13 protein-coding genes are annotated in these 14,847 nt (G+C 61.8%); 6 read left to right on the forward strand and 7 right to left on the reverse strand.

Translation table 11 applies throughout. The features are described 5' to 3' along the window. The first annotated feature begins 478 nt into the window (after positions 1 to 478). Entirely contained in the window at positions 479 to 682 is a 204-nt protein-coding gene (locus WNE31_RS03900; RefSeq protein ID WP_349978391.1) for a hypothetical protein, read from the forward strand. A gap of 404 nt (positions 683 to 1,086) precedes the next feature. On the opposite strand, the gene WNE31_RS03905 is transcribed toward WNE31_RS03900, so the two are convergent. After that, positions 1,087 to 2,604 carry a TrkH family potassium uptake protein gene (locus WNE31_RS03905; protein WP_349978392.1) on the reverse strand — a complete coding sequence of 506 codons (1,518 nt, stop codon included), beginning with the start codon at positions 2,602 to 2,604 and terminating at the stop codon, positions 1,087 to 1,089. A gap of 4 nt (positions 2,605 to 2,608) precedes the next feature. Then, a complete protein-coding gene (gene trkA / locus WNE31_RS03910) occupies positions 2,609 to 3,985 on the reverse strand; it encodes a Trk system potassium transporter TrkA (protein WP_349978393.1) in 1,377 nt (458 codons plus the stop codon). 124 nt (positions 3,986 to 4,109) lie between these two features. On the opposite strand from trkA, the gene WNE31_RS03915 reads away from it, so the two are divergent. Together WNE31_RS03915 and WNE31_RS03920 are read left to right on the forward strand one after the other, a co-directional pair. Continuing rightward, entirely contained in the window at positions 4,110 to 4,589 is a 480-nt protein-coding gene (locus WNE31_RS03915; protein ID WP_349978394.1) for a hypothetical protein, read from the forward strand. Positions 4,590 to 4,609: 20 nt separating this feature from the next. Next, positions 4,610 to 5,044 carry a hypothetical protein gene (locus tag WNE31_RS03920; RefSeq protein WP_349978395.1) on the forward strand — a complete coding sequence of 145 codons (435 nt, stop codon included), beginning with the start codon at positions 4,610 to 4,612 and terminating at the stop codon, positions 5,042 to 5,044. A gap of 38 nt (positions 5,045 to 5,082) precedes the next feature. On the opposite strand, the gene ntrX is transcribed toward WNE31_RS03920, so the two are convergent. The 5 genes from ntrX to dusB form a co-directional block, all read right to left on the reverse strand. Next, entirely contained in the window at positions 5,083 to 6,489 is a 1,407-nt protein-coding gene (gene ntrX, locus WNE31_RS03925; RefSeq protein ID WP_349978396.1) for a nitrogen assimilation response regulator NtrX, read from the reverse strand. 2 nt (positions 6,490 to 6,491) lie between these two features. Beyond that, positions 6,492 to 8,744: a sensor histidine kinase NtrY-like gene (locus tag WNE31_RS03930; protein WP_349978397.1), complete on the reverse strand. Its 2,253-nt coding sequence runs from the start codon at positions 8,742 to 8,744 to the stop codon at positions 6,492 to 6,494. A gap of 104 nt (positions 8,745 to 8,848) precedes the next feature. Next, the gene (locus WNE31_RS03935) at positions 8,849 to 10,216 is read right to left on the reverse strand and encodes a sigma-54 dependent transcriptional regulator (RefSeq protein WP_349978398.1); all 1,368 of its coding nucleotides are present in this window, start codon (positions 10,214 to 10,216) and stop codon (positions 8,849 to 8,851) included. 3 nt (positions 10,217 to 10,219) lie between these two features. Beyond that, positions 10,220 to 11,305, reverse strand: a complete 1,086-nt coding sequence (locus WNE31_RS03940; RefSeq protein WP_349978399.1) for a two-component system sensor histidine kinase NtrB — start codon at positions 11,303 to 11,305, stop codon at positions 10,220 to 10,222. Next, positions 11,302 to 12,300 (reverse strand): tRNA dihydrouridine synthase DusB, encoded by a 999-nt coding sequence (gene dusB / locus WNE31_RS03945; RefSeq protein WP_349978400.1) that lies wholly within the window; start codon positions 12,298 to 12,300, stop codon positions 11,302 to 11,304. Before dusB ends, WNE31_RS03940 begins: the two co-directional genes overlap by 4 nt. 270 nt (positions 12,301 to 12,570) lie before the next feature. Between dusB and WNE31_RS03950 the strand changes: the two genes are divergently transcribed. The 3 genes from WNE31_RS03950 to WNE31_RS03960 are packed head-to-tail and all read left to right on the forward strand — an operon-like array spanning position 12,571 to position 14,677. Beyond that, on the forward strand, positions 12,571 to 13,713 hold the full coding sequence (locus WNE31_RS03950; RefSeq protein WP_349978401.1) for a bifunctional 2-C-methyl-D-erythritol 4-phosphate cytidylyltransferase/2-C-methyl-D-erythritol 2,4-cyclodiphosphate synthase: 1,143 nt from the start codon (positions 12,571 to 12,573) through the stop codon (positions 13,711 to 13,713). Beyond that, positions 13,710 to 14,192: a phosphatidylglycerophosphatase A family protein gene (locus WNE31_RS03955; protein WP_349978402.1), complete on the forward strand. Its 483-nt coding sequence runs from the start codon at positions 13,710 to 13,712 to the stop codon at positions 14,190 to 14,192. Before WNE31_RS03950 ends, WNE31_RS03955 begins: the two co-directional genes overlap by 4 nt. After that, positions 14,192 to 14,677, forward strand: coding sequence for a CinA family protein (locus WNE31_RS03960; protein WP_349978403.1), 486 nt, complete (start codon positions 14,192 to 14,194; stop codon positions 14,675 to 14,677). Before WNE31_RS03955 ends, WNE31_RS03960 begins: the two co-directional genes overlap by 1 nt. The last annotated feature ends 170 nt before the right edge of the window (positions 14,678 to 14,847 follow it).

A 14,847-nucleotide genomic window follows, 5' to 3' on the forward strand; every position in this document is an offset into this window, starting at 1 on the left:
ATTGATGCCGCAACCAAGACGCATGGCCGCTGTGAATGGCGCAAACCGCATTCCCCCGGTCACACGCTTTGAATCTCGACTATTCTTCCCAACCCAACGCTACGCGCTGCAGCCAGTCCGCAATAAGTGCTGTGAAAACCTCAGGGCGTTCAAACGCCAGTCCGTGCCCTGCGGCGTCCAAGACAGCGAGGGTTGCGCGCGTATAACGATGCATCAGGTCAACTGAGTCGAGATAGCCGCTCATCCGATCTTGACGGCCAGCCACAAGCAAGCAGGGTTTTTCAAAGACTGTGTCTTCTTCTGCATCGGCAAAGCTAAAGTTGAACCGCTCTTTTCACGCGCGCTTCCTGTGCCTTGTCGTGGATCTGGATGGCGGTCTTCAGTATCTGCCTCCTTTTGTCCATGATGTCCCGGCGTTGAACGACCGAAAAGTTTTCAAAAGCCCAGATTTCGTCTTCCGGCAATTCGGGAAGGATGGTTGGATCAGGTTCAAGAATTTCGTGCTTTGGCAGAGGATTGGGTGAACCAGGGTTACCCCCGGCACAATCAACGCAGCCCCCTGAACTCGATTTGCCTGCCGGTGAACGATGCCGCGCGCAATGTAGCTGCCTCTCGAAAGGCCGACGAGCGCGAAGGGAGTCTCGTCCAGCTTATCGGCAATAAATTATTCGACAGCGTCTAGGATGTCATCTTGGCCTTGGATTGCGTCTTGCGGTGGACTCTTCCCGTGGCCGGGCAAATCGAGATAAATGCGTTGCCAGCCCACTAGCAACTCGAAAACGGGCTCCATGATTTCGACCATATGCCGATGGTCCAGAGTAACACCATGCAGAATTACAACCGGTCGGCCTTCACCTATCACCTTGAAGTGCAGCGTGTCTGCCCGTCCTCAGAATAGAAAGTACCGCCATAGGTAACACGAACTCGGCCCAAGAAGGAAAAAGACTCAGGCGTCCTTCTGGGTCGGCCGCCTTTGCGGGCGAAAGGGGCTATTGGCGCAAGCCTGGCGAACGGCATTAAAGTCACCCCCCCTGCCCTGCGCGCGGCCTGCAGCCAACGTCAGGCCTACCCACCCGACCGTCGGGGTCACTTCTGCCACAATTCCCGTGACAAAAGCGCGATGATGCCGAGCGTTTCCAGACGCCCGATCACCATGGCGGCACTCAGCACCAGCTTGACCCCGCCGGTCTGGGCAATGAGGTCGATCGGCGCCTCGCCCGCCACCTGTGTCAGCGGCCCGGTTGTGGTCAGCATTGCAATCGCCATGATGAGCGAGTCCTCAAAACCCGCCCCAAGCCCCGCCAGCAGCACGGTGATCGCCGCCAGCGAAATGGCGAACAGCATGAAAAACACCCAGGCGATCTGGGCGCCGGTGCGCCGGATACGGCGGTTGCCCGCGTTGTCACCGATGACGATCGAGGGATGCACAAGGCGCTGCATCTCACCAAGCCCCTGAAGGTACAAGACAAAGACCCGCAGCAGTTTCACACCGCCCGCTGTGGTGGCGACGCCCCCGCCGACGATGGCCAGCCCCAGAAGGATCATGCCCGGCGTGGACAGGCCCGACCAGCTTTGGGCATTGATCCAGTCTGCGCTTTCGAACCCGGTGGTAGTCAGGAAACTCAGCACCGTGAATAGCGACCCCCAGGCCGCACGCAGAGCGCTGGTGGTGTCCTGCAATTCGTCGAACTCATAGGCACCCAGCCAATGACGCGAAAACAGGAAGGCCGGCACCGCCACCACGATCAGCAGACCCAGACGGAACTCGGGATCCTGCCAGAGGTTATCGCGCTTCACCGCGCCGGTGTCAGCCGAAAAGGTCAGGCGCGACAGGGCGAACAACAGGAACAGGAACATCACGACCTCGCCGCCGATCCCTGCCCCGGCATTGGTGACACCGCCCACTGGGGAAATCCCGCTGGTGGACATGACCGACATCGCATGGATCAGCGCCGTCAGGCTGTTTTCGCCAAGGATCAGCAGCATGACCCACAGGGCAAAAGTCAGCCCGATATAGATCGGGAACAGTGCGAACAGGGTCCGTTGCCAGCGGCGCATGGCGCTGACGACCTCGGTGCGGCCAATCTGGTTGCCGGTCAGGCCCGGCCCCTGGCGCGCCGTGACCTCGAAACCGCCCAGTGTCAGGGGCGCAAAGACCGCTGCGGCGGCAATCCACATCAACAGCCCGCCGAACCACCCCACCAATCCCCGCCACAGGTGCAGCGACGGCGACAGACGGTCGGGATTGTCAAACAGGGTTGCGCCGGTGGTGGTCAGGCAGGACACCATTTCGAAATAGGCGTTAAGATAGGACGTGGTGGCCAGCCCCTCCCAAAACGGCAGCGCGAGGACCAACGGCAGCACGGTGAAGGTCAGGAACAGCGCCACGAGATGATCCAGCGCGCGCGGGCGCTGGCCGGTGTTCGACATGGCCATCGCGACCAGCGAAAAGATGAACAGGGTCAGGATGCCGCTGTAGAAAAAGCTGCGCGCTTCGTGCAGGTCATGCAGAATCCCCGCATAAACCGCCGGCACCAGCATCAAGAGACCGGAAAACCCGATCAACAGCAGGAACAGCGGCAATCTGAACAGGGTGAGCAGCATCGGATCAGAAGAAGTCTATCGAGACCTGCAACAGGCGCTCGACCTCGGGCACATCCCCTGACAGGGCGAACAGGGCAATCACGTCGCCCTCTTCAATGCGGGTGCCGCCCTTGGGTTTGATCACCTCTTTGCCTTTCAGGATCGCGCCGATCAGCACACCTTCGGGGAAATCCACGTCCCGCACCTGCTGGCCCGCGATGGGCGAGGTCGACAGGACCTCGGCCTCGATGATCTCGGCTTCGGCATCGCCGATGGAATAGACATCGCGCACCCGCCCGTGCCGAATATGGCGCAGGATCGAGCTGACCGTGGTGGCGCGCGGGTTGATATAGGCATCAATCGCCAGCGGGTTCATCAGCGGCACCAGCGTCGGATCGTTGATCAGCGCAATCGCCATGGGGCATCCCCGCGACTTGGCCCGCACCGAGGCCAGCATGTTGACTTTGTCGTCATCGGTCACGGCCAGCACCGCGTCGGCGCGGTCAATGCCCGCTTCGGACAGGATCGCCGAGTCGAGCCCGTCGCCATGCAGCACAATGGTGCGCTCCAGCGCCTCGGCGGCGACCTCGGCCACGGCGCGGCTGCGCTCGATCACCTTGGCGCGGATCCGCTCGGCGCGGCTTTCCAGGTGCTGCGCCACCATCAGGCCGACATTGCCGCCCCCGATCAGGATCACGCGTTCCTGTTTCTTGGTGACCTTGCCGAAAACCTCCATCGTGCGGTTGGCGTCCTCGGTGAAGGTGAAGACATAGATCTCGTCCCCGACGAACAGCTGGTCATTGGGTTCGGGAGCAAACAGCGCGCCTTTGCGGCGCACGCCCACCACCACCGCCTTGAGCGTCGAGAACAGGTCGGTCAACTGGCGCAGGGGCGTGTTCAGGACCGGGCAGTCCTCTTGCAGCGCAAGGCCCAGCATCTGCACCCGCCCGTCGAGGAAGGTTTCCGTGTCAAAAGCCGCCGGGGCGGACAGGCGTTTGAGTGCCGCCTCGGCCACCTCGCGCTCGGGGCTGATCACCACGTCGATCGGCATGTGGTCGCGCCGGTAAAGGTCGGAATAGATTGCATCAAGGTAGGACTGGCTGCGCAGCCGCGCGATCTTGCGCGGGATGGCAAAGACCGAGTGCGCCACCTGGCAAGTCACCATGTTGACCTCGTCCGAATAGGTCGCAGCGATGATCATGTCCGCATCGCGCGCGCCCGCCTTGTCCAGCACGTCCGGATAGCTCGCGAAACCCGCGATCCCCTGCACATCCAGCGTATCGGTGGCGCGACTGACAAGTTCGGGATTGCTGTCCACGACGGTGACGTCGTTCTTTTCGCCAGACAGGTGACGGGCGATCTGCCATCCGACCTGGCCGGCCCCGCAGATAATAACCTTCATGAGCGTCCTCTGATGGGTGTCAGGGTCAAGGGATGACAGATGGCAGGACCGAGGTCAAACACAACCGTTGACCGCGCCGCCCATATCGGGCTTTCTTTTGATGGAATATCAGAGAGTTCGCAATATGCCCGCTTTTTCCCGTCTGTGTGTTTTCCTGACCCTTGGGGCTGTTGGTCTCGGGGGCTGCGCCGCGCCGACCTACCAGACCTTTACCAAGGCAGGCGCGCGCGATGCGACGGTCGCGCAGGACCAGACCGCATGCAATGTCGAGGCCAACCGCCTGTTTCCGGCGGCAAATTATCCCGTCACCTATCCCGGTAGCGGCGGCTTTTACGGCACCGGCTATTACGGCGGCGGCTGGGGGTTGGGGGTCACCTATGTCGGCAGCACCGATGTGAACGCGGGCATGCGCAACCAGCACCGCAGCGACTGTATGCGGCTCAAGGGTTATACGCCTGTCACCTATCCGGTCTGCACCACAGCACAGCTGGATGGCCGGTCCTATGCCGCGGCCACGGGCGCGCCGGCCCCTGCCCCGAATATCTGCGCCGTACGCCGACAGGGCGCGGCGCCGGTGTTGATTGACCTGAACAAACCGCTTTGAGAACCGCAAGGGAGACCGTGATGAGAACCGTAGTGGCAACAGGGCTGGCGCTGGCCGTGCTGGCGGGCTGTACCGAGTATTCCCAGTTCTACAAGGTCGGGGCCAGCAGCACCCAGACCAATTCGGATCAGGCCCATTGCAATACCTTTGCTGCCCAGACCGTGCCGCCGATGATCATCACCGACTGGCGGCCGATTTTTGACTCGCGCGGGCGCATCGTCGGGCAGATCCCTGAAACCTATGACGTGAACGAAGGCCGCCGCTACAGCGTGGCCAACCAATGCATGGTTGATCGCGGCTATCAGAAAACCACGATCCCCTACTGCAAATCCGAGGATATCGAGGGCAAGTCTTACGCGCCCCTGACCAATTCGCCGCCGATCACGCCGTCGATCTGCGCGATCCGGCAGGATGGCGGGCGCAAGGTTCTGGTCGATCTGAACAAGCCGCTCTGACCTGTCGGCAGCGGGGGTGAAACGGGGGCGACGCCCCCTTATTCGCCGTCGGTTTTTTCCATCTGCGCCACGCGGGCACCGGCCTTGTTGGTGGTCACGACACCCAGCGATTTCAGCTTGCGATGCAGGGCGCTGCGCTCCATCCCGACGAAATTCGCGGTGCGGCTGATATTGCCGCCAAAGCGGTTGATCTGGGTCAGCAGGTATTCGCGTTCGAACGCCTCGCGCGCCTCGCGCAGGGGCAAGGTGGCCAGCGCGCCGGACAGCACCACGCGCCCCTCTTCTTCGCCACCGCCGCTTTCACCGGGCAGTTCCTTGCTCTCGATCGGGCCGTTCCCGTCGCCAAGGATCAGCACCCGTTCGATCAGGTTCTTGAGCTGGCGCACATTGCCGGGCCAGACCATCGTCTGCATCAGCGCGACAGCCTCTTCCGATATCTCGCGCAGGGGCAAACCCTGCGTATCGTTGCAATCACGAATGAAATATTCGGCCAGCAGCGGAATATCCTCGCGGCGTTCTTCCAGCGAAGGCACCTGGATCGGCACAACGTTCAGGCGGTGGTACAGTTCCTGCCGGAATGTCTGCGCCTGAATTTCCGCCTCGAGATCACGGTTGGTCGAGGAAATCACCCGCAGGTCCACGCGTACCTGATCGGTGCCGCCCACCCTCTGGAATTTCTGATCGACCAACACACGCAGGATTTTCGACTGCGTCTCCAGCGGCATATCCGCAACCTCGTCGAAATAGATAACGCCGCCATTTCCCTGCTCCAAAAGGCCCTGCTCGACGCCGCGCTCGGCGCTTTCGCGCCCGAACAGCATTTCCTCGACGCGGGCGGGGTCCATCCCGGCGCAACTCACCACCACAAAGGGCGCACCCGACCGGTTGGAATTGGCGTGAATATAGCGCGCGGCCATTTCCTTGCCGACCCCAGCGGGGCCGCTCAGCATGACACGGCCATTGGATTTCGTGACCTTGTCCAACTGGCTGATCATGGTGCGGAAGGCAGCGCTTTCGCCGACCATTTCGGTCGGTTTGCCGTCCTGCCGCTTCAATTCCTGATTTTCACGGCGCAGGCGCGACGTCTCCATCGCGCGCCGGATCACCACCAGCAACTGGTCGATGTTGAACGGCTTTTCGATAAAATCATAGGCACCCTGTTTGATGGCGGCGACCGCGATCTCGATATTGCCATGCCCCGAGATGATCACCACCGGCACCTCGGGATAATCCCGTTTGACTGCCTTGAGGATGTCGATCCCGTCCATGTTGCTGTCCTTGAGCCAGATATCAAGGATCAGCAGCGCAGGCTGTTCCGAGGTCACCTGCGCCATGGCCTCGTCCGAATTTCCGGCCAACCGCGTGGTATAGCCCTCGTCCTCAAGAATATCCGAAATCAATTCGCGAATGTCGCGCTCGTCATCGACGATCAGAATATCACCCATCGTTACACCCCACCTCTTGTCTCGTCTCTGTCCTGGTCCCCCATCAGGGGCAGCCGGATCACGGCCATCGCCCCAGCATGGGTGCTGTTGCCGAAAATCTCGGCGTCTTCCAGAGCAAGGCTGCCGCCGTGCTCTTCAATAATTTTCTTCACGATCGGCAGGCCCAGCCCCGTGCCCTTGTCGCGCGTGGTGACATAGGGTTCAAACAGGCGCGCGCGGTCCTCGGGCAGACCGATGCCATTGTCCGAAATGCGGATCAGCAGCGATCCGTCCTCAGTCTTGGCCGCGACGCGGATGGTGGGCACATGCCCGTCGGGTGCGCCTTTTTCTTGCAAGGATTCGATGGCTTCGCCTGCGTTCTTGATCAGGTTCGTCAGCGCCTGAGAGATCATGGTTTCGTCCAGTTCGGCCCAGACCGGACCGGCGCAAATTTCGCGTTCGAACCGCACGCCCGGCTGGCCGTTTTCCTGCAACAGGACAATCCCTTCCAGCGTTGGGATCAGGTCGATCTTGCGGCGGTCGGGTTCGGGCATCCGTGCGAATTTCGAGAATTCATCGACGATGCGGCGCAGGTCGTTAGTCTGGCGCACGATCACGTCGGTCATCTGTTCCAGCTTGTCGCTGTCCTCGCCCACTTTCGAGGCGAACTTGCGCTTGATACGTTCCGCCGACAGTTGGATCGGGGTCAGCGGGTTCTTGATCTCGTGGGCGATGCGGCGTGCCACGTCGCCCCAGGCCGCCATCCGTTGCGCCGCGACCAAGTCGGTGACATCGTCAAAAGCCACCACATAGCCTTCGAGCGTGCCATCCTCGCGCCGCCGCGTCGCCATACGCACCAGCAGGTTCTCAAGCCGCCCTGCCCGCGTCACGCGCACCTCGTCCTGCGCGATCTCGGCCGGGCCCGCCACCAGCGCATCGAACATCGGGCCGAATTCGGGCACCGCCACGGCCAGCGCCATGCTCTGATGATCCTCGGACCAGTCTAGCAAACGCTCTGCCGAACGGTTGACGAAGGCGACCTTGCCCTCGGCATCCAGCCCAACCACGCCCGAGGTCACCGAACTCAGCACCGAGTCGAACATCCGGCGGCGGCGCTCGATCTGGCGTGTGTTGTCCAGAAGCGTCTCGCGCTGGCCTTTGAGCTGACGAGTCATCTGGTTGAAATACCGCCCCAGCATGGCGATTTCGTCATCGCCGTCTTCCTCGATCACCTGCACGTCCAGATCACCTGCCCCGACACGTTGCGCAGCACTGGTCAGGCGGCCAACGGGGCGCGCCAATCGTTCGGCAAACCAAAGCCCCATCCAGATCGCGGCAAGGATCAGCAAGACCGCAAAGCCCAGATAAATCAGGCTGAATTCAAACAGGACCCGCCCGCGTTCCTGTTCCAACTGCCGGTAGAGCGAGGCGGTTTCCTGCGTTTCGTCGAGCAGGTTGAAGATACTGCCGTCCACTTCGCGGCTGATGTAAAGGAACCGGTCCACGAAAGCATCAAGCCGCAAAAGCGCACGCAATTCATATTGTTCAAGATCGCGGATGATCAGGCTGCCGGTCTGGCTGGCTTCGGCGATCTGTTCGGCAGTAGGCTGTTCGAAATTGAACAGGTAGGACCCCTCGCCGCGGGCGCGGATTTCGCCTGTCCCATCAATGATATAGGCTTCCTTCAACCCGCGCTGGACCTGAGCCTGTGCCGCCGACAGCAGCACCCTCATATCCCCGTCGGTCAGGAAAAACGTCTGGCGGCGGTTGGCGTTCAGAAAGGCTGCGATGGCCTCGGCATCGGCGTTCAGATCTTGCACATGTTCCTGTTCATAGGCCTGCGCGGCGGCGACCGAATTCTCGATCACGCCACTGACCCGATCCGAAAACCACCCCTCAAGACCGATATTCACCGTGAGACCGGCAAAAATCGCCACGGTCACCGCAGGCACTAGGGCAAGAATGGCAAAAGCGCCGGTCAGTCGCAGGTGCAGGCGCGATCCGGCGGATTGTTCGCGCCGCGAGGCGATCATGCGCACGACCCGCTGCGCCACCAGCGCCGTCACCGCCAGCACATAGACGATATCGGCCAGCAGGATACCCCGCAAAGCCGAGGACGACGCGCCCTGATTGGCGGGTCCGATAATCAGGAAGGTGGCCAGCGCCAAGACCGGCCCCAGACCGACCAGGCCCCAGGTGGCGACATTCTGCACACGCCGCTGGCGGCGCAGACGCCGGAACTTGGTCCAATGACTTGTGCTTGCGCGGGAGCCCACCCGACACCTCAATTGATTCCGCACCGGTTTCCCGGCACACCGCCATGAATTCTGACCGTTTTTCCCCGCATCTGCGGCAAATCGGTCACGTTATTGTGGCAGTTTTACATCAATTTGCGGCGGCGTGTCACGTGAATATCCAGATCGGTGATCTTTTTGCGCAGCGTATTGCGGTTGATGCCCAGAAGATCGGCGCATTTTGCCTGGTTGCCGCCGGTCGCATCCAGCGCGATTTCAATCAACGGCAATTCGATTTCCCGCAGAATCCGCGCATAAAGCCCGGCCGGCGGCAGCATGTTGCCGTGCAGGTCGAAATAGCGGCGCAGGTGGCGGGCCACGGCGGCGGATAGTTTCTCGGTATCCTCGCCCCCCAGAAGCGGGCCGACCTGTGGCTGCGCGCCCAGCACGGCCTCGGCCTCGGGCAAGGTGATCTCTTCCGCACGCGCCGTCAGAACCAGACGTTTGACCGCGTTTTCCAGCTGGCGCACGTTGCCGGGCCAACTGTAGGCACGGAACAATTCGGTGGCATCTTCCGAGAACACCCGCATGGGCGACCCATCCCGTTCGGCGCGGTTCAGGAAGTGTTCGACCAGCAGGGGGATATCGTCCACGCGTTCGCGCAGCGACGGCACGTGGATGGTGGCCCCGTTCAGGCGGTAATAGAGATCCTGCCGGATCGTGCCCTTTTCCATTGCGTCCTGAAGGTTGACCTGCGAGGTCGCCATGAAACGCGGGCTGTGGTCGCCGGGATTGTCTATCATACGCACAATGCGGGCCTGCACCTCGTCCTCGATATCGCTGATCTCGTCGAACAGGATCGTGCCACCCTTGGCCTTGGCCAACACGCGGCTCGGGCCTTCGATATCGTTGAGGTCCGCAGCATTCACCACCACGAATGGCAGGGTGCGGCGGTCTGAAAAATCATGAATTTCCCGCGCGATCAAAGACTTGCCTGTGCCACTTTCCCCCGAAATCAGCACCGGCAGGTCCGTGTTCATGACCCGCGCCACCAACCGGTAAAGCGCCTGCATCGCCGGGGTGCGCCCCACCAGTGGCAACTCGTCCGGGCGTTCGTTTTCTTCGGGCTGCGGCGTCGCGGGCGCGCGGCGTTTCTGCTCCAGTGCCTTGCCCGTGCGCTTCATCAGGTCCGGCAGATCAAAGGGTTTGGGCAGGTAATCATAGGCCTCAGCCTCGGCCGCCTGGATCGCCGTCATGATCGTGTTCTGCGCCGAGATCACAATCACCGGCAGGCCGGGGCGGTCCTCGGAAATCTTGGGCAGCATCTCGAGCCCGTTTCCGTCGGGCATCATCACATCGGTGATGACCACATCCCCTTTGCCTTCGCCCACCCAGCGCATCAGCGTGGTCAGCGACGAGGTCGCGTGCACCTTGCAGCCAGCACGGGTCAGCGCCTGTGTCAGAACGGTGCGGATTGTGCGGTCGTCATCAGCGACAAGAACGGTGCCGTCCATCGTTTAGCTCTCCTTCAGGGATTTTTCGACGTCTCGGGGAAGACGTGGCAGGGAAATTCGGAACACCGTGCGCCCGGGCACGCTGTCCACGTTGATCAGACCGTCATGGTCCGAGATGATTTTGCTGACCAAGGCGAGGCCCAGCCCGGTCCCGTTTTCGCGGCCCGACACGAAGGGGTCGAACACGTCGCCCTTGATGTCCTGTGGCAGGCCGGGACCGTCGTCCATGACCTCGATCTGCAGAGGCAGCGCCTGTCCGGTCCCGTCCGAGCGGCGCAGGCGAAAGGAATGGTCATAGTAGGTTCTCAGGCGAATTACACCTTTGTCTCCAGCAGCTTCCGAAGCGTTCTTCAACAAGTTCAGAACCACTTGCAGCAACTGGTCGGCATCCCCTTGGGCCAAGGGCAGCGAAGGATCGTAGTTTTCATGAAACGTCATATGCGCGCCAAACCCCACCATCGCCGAGCGGCGCGCGCGGTCGAGCACATCATGCAGGTTGACCGGATCCTTCTTGGCCGGCGACAGGTTGCCGAACTGTTCCACCTGTTCCAGCAGCGACACAATGCGGCGGCTTTCCTCGACGATCAGGTCGGTCAGTTCCAGATCTTCGGGGCCAAGGTTCATCGACAAAAGCTGTGCCGCACCGGTGATCCCCGCGAGCGGGTTCTTGATCTCGTGGGCCAGCATTTCGGCCATGCCGATCGCCGACTTGGCCGACGATTTCACCCCCTGCGACTGGGTCAGGCGCCCGGCCAATTCTCGCGAGGTGATCAGGAACAGCATATAGCCATCCATGTTCGAAACCGGCGCAATCTTGAGATTGCCCTGAATGGGCGGGCCATCACCGGTGCCGATATCGGCATCATTCACGAACAGAGGTGTGCCGTGGGTACGTGCGCGCAGAAACGCGTCTTCCAGCGGGGCATCCACGGTGATCTTGTCCCAGACCGGTTCGCCGATCATGGATTTCGCCGAAGCGTTCAAAAAGGATTCCGCCGCTGGGTTGATATCCTCGATCCGGTCCTGCGGATCGACCAGAAGGGCCGGAACCGGCAGAGAATTCCAAAGGGCCGGAGTGTCATGTGTCATGCGGCATCTTTCCTGTCGCCGCCCGCCATCGCGTCGGGCAAGAGTTTGAGAACAAGCGCGGGATCGGTGGCGGTCTGGATGACACGGCGCAGATCCTTGGGGGTGGCGGCACCGTCCATGTACCAGCCCAGATGTTTGCGGGCGACCTTGGCGCCCAGATCCTTGCCATAGAAATCGAGCATCGCCTCGTAATGTGCGGCAACCATTTCGGCTCGCTCTGCGCCCTCGGGCACCACGGGATCGGGCGCGTCGAACAGTTCGGCGGCAATCTGGGCCAGCAGCCACGGCTTGCCCTGTGCGCCACGCCCGACCATCACCCCATCCGCCCCCGACTGGTTCAGCGCGGTGCGGGCGGTGGCGCTGTCGACAATATCGCCATTGGCTATCACCGGCACCGACACGGCCTGTTTGACCTCGGCAATCGCAGCCCAATCGGCCGCGCCCTTGTAGAACTGGCAACGCGTGCGCCCGTGAATCGTGACCATGCGCACCCCGGCCTGCTCGGCCCGGCGGGCCAGCTCGGCGGCGTTGCGCATGTCGTCATCCCATCCCAGCCGCGTTTTGAGCGTAACCGGCAGCGACACGGCCTGCACCACCGCCTCGATCAGCGACACGGCATGGTCCAGATCTTTCATCAGGGCCGACCCCGACGCGCCTGCGCCCGAACTGGAGGTCACCTTCTTGGCCGGACAGCCCATGTTGATGTCGATCAGGCGCGCGCCATTGGCCTCGATCTGCTTGGCTGCCTCGGCCATCCAATAGGCATCGCGCCCGGCAATCTGAACCGAGGTATTTTCCTTGCCGAACCCCAGTTCGGCCTTTTCGCGCACGCCGGGTTTGGATTGCACCATTTCCTGAGAGGCCACCATTTCCGACACAACCAGCCCCGCCCCGAAGGACGCCACCAGATCGCGAAACGGCAAATCGGTAATTCCGGCCAGCGGAGCCAGAAAAACAGGGGGATCTAACGTGAGATGTGCGACTTGAATGGTCACATGCCTAATCCTTGTGCAGCCCCTTAGTGCTACCCGACTCAGCAGGCAATCTCAATGAAAGCACAATGGGTTTTGTTACGGATTTACGCATTCGCCCAATTTTTAGGCAGATGCAACCAGAGGAATGCCACAGGAAGGGGCAGGCGCAACATGCAGCACTTCTTACAGATAGGTTCAACGCCTCGAAATTCCGCGCAAAATGTCGGGTTCTGTCTGGATCGGGCCCATTCTTTGATTCAAGCTTGCCCCGAAACCGATTAGACAGGCGCCATGACAGATCATCCCCTTTCCATCGCCGCCGTGATCGTGGCCGCAGGACGTGGCACGCGGGCGGGCGCGGGCCTGCCGAAACAGTGGCGTCCGCTGGCGGGTCGGCGCGTGGCGGACTGGACCATCGACGCCTTTCTGCACCACCCGCAAATCAGCCACGTGATCGCCGTGGTGCATCCCGACGATGCCGGTTTTGCAAACTCTTTGCCCGTAGAGACCGTACATGGGGGCGCGTCGCGCGATGCCTCGGTGCGCGCGGGGCTCGAGGCGCTGTCCGGACTTGGGATCGACCGCGTGTTGATTCATGACGTGGCGCGTGCCGGGGTTTCGGCACAGGTGATCTCGGACGTGATCGCCGCACTGGAAGCAGCCGAGGGCGCGGCCCCTGCCCTTGCCGTGACCGATGCCCTTTGGCGCGGCGCGGGTGGACAGGTCACTGGCACAGAGGACCGCACGGGTCTTTATCGTGCGCAGACCCCGCAGGGATTTCACTATGACAGCATTCTCGCCGCCCACCGCGCCCATACGGGCGGGGCTGCTGATGATGTCGAGGTCGCCCGCGCCGCGGGGCTTGACGTGGCCATCGTGGCAGGCAATGAGGCCAACCTGAAGATCACCACACCGGGCGATTTTGCCCGCATGGAAAGAATACTGCGAGGACAGATGGATATACGGCTGGGCAACGGGTTTGACGTGCACGCGTTCGAAGACGGCGATCACGTGGTGCTGTGTGGTGTGACCATCCCCCACAGCAAGGGGCTGCGCGGCCATTCGGATGCGGATGTGGGTATGCATGCGGTGACGGATGCGATCTATGGCGCGCTGGCCCAAGGCGATATCGGACGCCACTTCCCCCCGTCAGAAATGGCGTGGAAAGACGCAGACAGCGCGATTTTCCTCGACCACGCGGTTAAACTGGCCGCAGAGCGCGGGTTCACCATCTCGAATATCGACTGCACGCTGATCTGCGAACGCCCCAAGGTCGGCCCACACGCGCCCGCCATGACACAGCGCATGGCCGAGATCATGGGGATGGACGCAGACCGGATCAGCATCAAGGCCACGACCAGCGAACGCCTTGGGTTCACGGGCCGTGAAGAAGGGATTGCGGCGCTGGCCACCGCAACATTGGTGAAAGCATGAGCAGACAGGTTGCAACGTTTTTTGGTATCGGGCTGCTGCCCTGGGCGCCGGGCACATGGGGGTCGCTGGCGGCCCTGATCCTCGGCTGGGGCATTGAGCGCTATCTGGGGTTCTGGCCTCTGCTTATGGCGGCGCTGCTGGCAGTGGTCGCGGGTTTTTGGGCCTGCCGCGCCGAATTGCGCGACAAACCCGGCGAAGACCCCTCGGAAATCGTGATTGACGAGGTCGCAGGCATGTGGATCGCGATGCTGTTCCCCGCGCTGGGGTTCTATATGCGCGACATGTCGATGGTTTGGCCGGGGCCGATCGCGGCCTTCCTGTTCTTCCGCCTGTTCGACATCAGGAAACCTTGGTTGGTGGGCCGCGCCGACCGGCGCCATGACGCCGAGGGCGTGATGTTGGATGACATCTGGGCCGGTGTCTTTGCCGGGATTGCCACCTTGGTCGCCGCTGCGATTTATCATATCCTCCTGATCTGATGACAGTTACTCCAGACACTCTGGCCTCTGATACACTGGCCGAGGCCCGCGCCAGGGGCCTGCGCATCACCACCGCAGAAAGCTGCACCGGCGGCATGGTATCGGCGGCGCTGACGGATGTGGCCGGATCCTCGGACGTGTTCGAGCGGGGCTTTGTCACCTATACCAACACCGCCAAGACCGAAATGCTGGGCGTGCGCGAGGCCACACTGGCCGCCGTGGGCGCTGTCTCGGAAGAGGTGGCGCGGGAAATGGCCTGCGGGGCGCTGGTCAACAGTGATGCGCATCTGGCCGTGTCGGTTACCGGCATTGCCGGCCCCGGCGGATCCGAGTTCAAACCCGAAGGGCGGGTCTGTTTCGGGATTGCCACGCGCGCGGGCTGTCGAACCGAAACCGTCGAATTCGGCGCCCTTGGGCGGGACAAGGTGCGGTTGGCCGCGCGCGATCACGCCCTGACGCTGCTGTTGACCGCGGCATGCGCGTGACGTGCAGATCCGTTTTTCAACGAAATTGAGCCCACCAATATCTACTGGAAGGTTTTGATCCACTTTCCGCAGAGTGGCGCTCTTTTCATCTCTTGCCGCAAATTTTCGCTCATTTTTTGACCACTTCGCAAATTGCCCCGTTTTTATGCGCCCTGCCCCGCATTGTTTCT

The sequence above is a fragment of the Shimia fortis genome, assembly GCF_040225985.1.
Taxonomy (GTDB): Bacteria; Pseudomonadota; Alphaproteobacteria; order Rhodobacterales; family Rhodobacteraceae; genus Shimia.

Coding starts and splice junctions, on each gene's coding strand:
- trkA (WP_349978393.1), bottom strand. CDS start 3,985: ATGAAGGTTATTATCTGCGGGGCCGGCCAGGTCGGATGGCAGATCGCC.
- WNE31_RS03905 (WP_349978392.1), bottom strand. CDS start 2,604: ATGCTGCTCACCCTGTTCAGATTGCCGCTGTTCCTGCTGTTGATCGGG.
- ntrX (WP_349978396.1), bottom strand. CDS start 6,489: ATGGGTGATATTCTGATCGTCGATGACGAGCGCGACATTCGCGAATTG.
- WNE31_RS03940 (WP_349978399.1), bottom strand. CDS start 11,305: ATGACACATGACACTCCGGCCCTTTGGAATTCTCTGCCGGTTCCGGCC.
- WNE31_RS03935 (WP_349978398.1), bottom strand. CDS start 10,216: ATGGACGGCACCGTTCTTGTCGCTGATGACGACCGCACAATCCGCACC.
- WNE31_RS03920 (WP_349978395.1), top strand. CDS start 4,610: ATGAGAACCGTAGTGGCAACAGGGCTGGCGCTGGCCGTGCTGGCGGGC.
- WNE31_RS03955 (WP_349978402.1), top strand. CDS start 13,710: ATGAGCAGACAGGTTGCAACGTTTTTTGGTATCGGGCTGCTGCCCTGG.
- WNE31_RS03915 (WP_349978394.1), top strand. CDS start 4,110: ATGCCCGCTTTTTCCCGTCTGTGTGTTTTCCTGACCCTTGGGGCTGTT.
- WNE31_RS03950 (WP_349978401.1), top strand. CDS start 12,571: ATGACAGATCATCCCCTTTCCATCGCCGCCGTGATCGTGGCCGCAGGA.
- WNE31_RS03960 (WP_349978403.1), top strand. CDS start 14,192: ATGACAGTTACTCCAGACACTCTGGCCTCTGATACACTGGCCGAGGCC.